5 protein-coding genes are annotated in these 3711 nt (G+C 61.6%); all 5 read right to left on the bottom strand.

Annotated features, from left to right (window positions below):
- Positions 1 to 685: acetylglutamate kinase (argB, locus tag AC1DT3_RS14650; protein ID WP_477465978.1), on the bottom strand; the 685-nt coding region annotated here is incomplete at its 3' end.
- A 193-nt stretch (positions 686 to 878) separates the two neighbouring features.
- On the bottom strand, positions 879 to 1250 hold the full coding sequence (locus tag AC1DT3_RS14645; protein ID WP_477465977.1) for a DUF423 domain-containing protein: 372 nt from the start codon (positions 1248 to 1250) through the stop codon (positions 879 to 881).
- Complete coding sequence (gene yihA, locus AC1DT3_RS14640; protein WP_477465976.1) at positions 1247 to 1897, bottom strand: ribosome biogenesis GTP-binding protein YihA/YsxC; 651 nt, start codon at positions 1895 to 1897, stop codon at positions 1247 to 1249. The genes AC1DT3_RS14645 and yihA overlap by 4 nt, the downstream gene beginning before the upstream one ends.
- Positions 1898 to 1914: 17 nt before the next feature.
- A complete protein-coding gene (locus AC1DT3_RS14635) occupies positions 1915 to 2556 on the bottom strand; it encodes a CatB-related O-acetyltransferase (protein WP_477465975.1) in 642 nt (213 codons plus the stop codon).
- A gap of 15 nt (positions 2557 to 2571) precedes the next feature.
- Positions 2572 to 3711 (bottom strand): CYTH and CHAD domain-containing protein (locus AC1DT3_RS14630; protein WP_477465974.1); only part of this gene is annotated, 1140 nt, incomplete at its 5' end.

Here is a 3711-nt window from a genome sequence, read left to right as displayed (position 1 = left end):
CCCCAGGCACGTCGGTGAGCAGCAGCAGCCGCTTCGATTGCATGGCGCCGGCAATGGCACCTGCGAAGGTGTCCGCATTGACGTTGTAGGTTTCCCCATCTTGGCCGACGGCAACCGGCGCCAGAACCGGGATGAGCTCGGCGCTCAGAACCTGATCGAGAACGGCCCGGTTCACATGCTCCGGTTCCCCAACGAAACCGAGGTCGACCACCTTTTCGATGTTCGAATCCGGATCAACCGTGGTGCGGGTCACCTTGCGGGCGGTGACCATGTTGCCGTCCTTGCCGCAGAGACCGACGGCCTTGCCGCCCTCCGCTCCGATCCAGCCGACGATCTGCTTGTTGATCGATCCGGCGAGGACCATCTCGACGATCTCGACCGTCGCCGCGTCGGTCACCCGCAACCCGGCCTTGAACTCGGATTTGATGCCGAGCTTGTCGAGCATTCTGCCGATCTGCGGGCCGCCGCCGTGGACGACGATAGGCTTGATGCCGGATTGCTCGAGCAGGACGACGTCCTCGGCGAAATCCTCCGCCGCTGCGCGGTCGCCCATGGCGTGGCCGCCGTACTTGATCACGACGACCTGTTGGTCATAGCGCTGCATGTGAGGCAGGGCCTGGACGAGGACTTCGGCGCGCACATGCACGTTGGGAAGCTGGTCGGCCAGGGAAGACGGGTCGGACATGGACGGCTCCGGCTACGGAAATCGAGCGATCGCTGACAGCATAAACTGCAGGCTTCATGATCTGCAGGCTTGGCGTGCGATTACGCTCCGATCGGTTGAGTTTTAGTGTGATTCTCCGCCGAACCGCGGACGCTTCGGAAGATACTGCACGAGCGTTCTAACCGAGCCGGGCGGCCGTGAAAACTGGCAGACTTCAAGCGCGGCGGCCAAAAAGCCCGGATACGCCGATCAGAGCCCATCCCACCATCAGGAGGACGCCTCCGGTGGGCGCCGCCATGGGGGCGAGAGCGACACCGGCGAGCGCTCGGCGGGCGAGGTCGCCGCTGAACAGAATGAGTCCGATGACCAAAACGAAGCCTGCGAGCCGCGCCAGGTTCGGCTGAAGCGCGTCCGTCTTCGACAATGCGACTAGCGCAATGAGGGCCGGGGCGTGAAACAGAAGGAATTGGGCCGCCGTTTCTAGGCTGCCGCTGCCGGTCACGTGGGCCGCGGCCGCCGACAGGCCGACGCCGAACAGGCCCGCGAGAGCCGCAGAGAGAACGAGCAGGCGATCGGCGACGATCATCGCTCGCCTCGTTCCGACAGGAGCTTTGCGATGTTTGCGCGAAGTTCGGGAATGCCTCCGCCCGTCCGGCTCGATGTCGGCATGATCTCGGGAAAGGCTGCCGCCCGCTTGGCGATCTTGGTCGCCGTGTCGGCGATGCACTTCTCGATCTCGCCCTTCTTCAATTCGTCCGCCTTGGTCAGGACGATCTGGTAGGACACCGCTGCGCTGTCGAGCGTCGCCAGCACGACCTCGTCCGCGGCCTTGATGCCAKGGCGGGAATCGATCAGCACATAAACCCGGGCGAGGCTCGCCCGGCCCCGCAGATAATCGTGGATGAGCTTGGTCCACGCCTCAACCTTCTGCTTCTCCACCGCCGCGTAGCCGTAGCCAGGCATGTCGACGAGCTGGAACCGGCTGCCGATGTCGAAAAAGTTGAGCTGCTGCGTCCGCCCAGGGGTGTGGGACGTCCGCGCCAGCGTGTTCCGGCCGGTCAGGGCGTTGACCAGGCTCGATTTTCCCACATTGGAGCGGCCCGCAAAGGCGATTTCGACCTTGCTCATGGGAGGAAGGTTGTTCAGGGCGGTCGCCGCCCACTTGAAGTCGGCTGCTCCGGCGAACAAAAGTCGGCCGGCTTCAAGGAATGGATCGGGAGCTGTATCGGTCATGGCTCCCTTATCCTGTTTCAGGCCGCTTTCTTCAAGACGCTTAAATCCGAGCCCCTGATCGCCGCGAGATTGCGCGAGATCTTGGCGACGTCCCAATCCCACCACCGGATCGTGAGGAGGTCGGCCACCACAGGATCCGGAAACCGGGTTCGCAACACCCGCGCGGGGTTGCCCGCGACAATGGCGTAGGGAGGCACATCAGACGTGACGACGGACTTCGCAGCAATGATGGCGCCGTCGCCAATGGCCACGCCCGGCATGATCGTCGCTTCGTGTCCGATCCAGACGTCGTTGCCGATAACGGTGTCGCCTTTGAGGCCCACCGCGATGGTCTGCCAATCGAAGCCTTCTTCCCATCCATGGCCGAAGATGTTGAACGGGTAGCTGGAAAAGCCCGTCATCGCGTGATTGGCGCCATTCATGATGAAGGTCACGCCGCCCGCGATCGCACAGAACTTGCCGATGACGAGCTTGTCGCCGATGAAATCGTAGTGATGCAGGACGCATCGCGCGACGAAGTTTTCCGGACCGTCCGGATCATCGTAATAGCTGAATTCGCCGACTTCGATATTCGGCTGCGTGATAAAGGCCTTGAGAAAACCGACACGAGGATGGTCCGCGAGCGGATGCGGCGTGTTCGGATCGGGACCGTCTGTCATGCGTATCCTTTCGTGTCATCGCCAGAACGGTTCGATTGCGCAGAATTTTCGCGCAGCGTTCGTGGCCTTCTTCTCGCTCTTGCGTCGGCGCTTGTCGTCGACTGGTTCGGTAATTCCTAGAAGGGGTCGCACGATGGCTTCAATCGAAAGATCGTTCAAGTCGCCAAGCGCATCTTGCGACTTGCCGCAACAGGCGAGCATGGAACGTTGCCGCTTTCGTGCGCCCTTATCCTCGTAGTGGGACGCGAAGAATTCGGTGCCGTACCTGAATTTCTTGATGTCGATCCGCAATCCATGTCGACCTTCCGCATCGAGGTCCGCGAACGACATGCTCCGTTTGCGGATACGCTTCCAGCGTCGTTCGAGCTCTTTGGCGGCGCGCGTTTCGGCGGGCTGAGCCTGCTTCTTCGCGCGATGCCAAGCTCCGATCTCGATCCAAGCAGCGGTTTGCAGGAGGCCGTCCGCAAAGCGTCGGCCAGACAGCATCGCGAGTAATGCATCGTAAGCATCCACGCGGAGCGCTTCGATGTGCTCTGCGGCGACAGCGTTCACGACCGGGTCGGTGGCTTTTGCCTTTCGTATATTCTGCGTCAATACATCGAGGTCGCGGGCGCGACCGAGCTGTCGACTGATCCAGCGATGCTCTTCTTGCAATGCACGGCTCTCCTTGTCGTCGAGCATCGACTTGAAAAGCGAGGTAGCCGCTCGCAATCGCCGCAATCCGACGCGAAGTTGATGAAGGGCTTCGGGATCGCGTGTACGCCGCAAGGCCGTTTCATTGCGCAATATTTGTGACAGGCAGGACCGCGCGATGGTCTTGAACGCGTCGCCACTCGTCTGTGAATCGTTCAACACGACTGCTTCGGCACGCACCGGCGAAAGGGCCGCAGGTCCGAGGAGCGAGTAACCACGCTCCGATTTCGCCGTCAGCGAAACGCGCAGGGGCACGGCAATTGCCAAATCGCGTGCGAGCGCAAAGAGCGTTGCCGGTTCGCCGCTCTTCAATTCGAGCTCGATTTCACAGAATTGTTCACGCCGAGCACCCACGGAAATCTTCGCTTCGTCGAGTGCAAGCTCGATCTCCGCTCCTTCGCGTCTGATCATGTAGGTTTGCCGCGTCGTGTCGATGACGAAACGGGGAGCGATCTGCATGCC

It is taken from the genome of Microvirga sp. P4_G7 (assembly GCF_056401005.1).
This window is presented reverse-complemented; position numbering and strand designations above follow the sequence as displayed.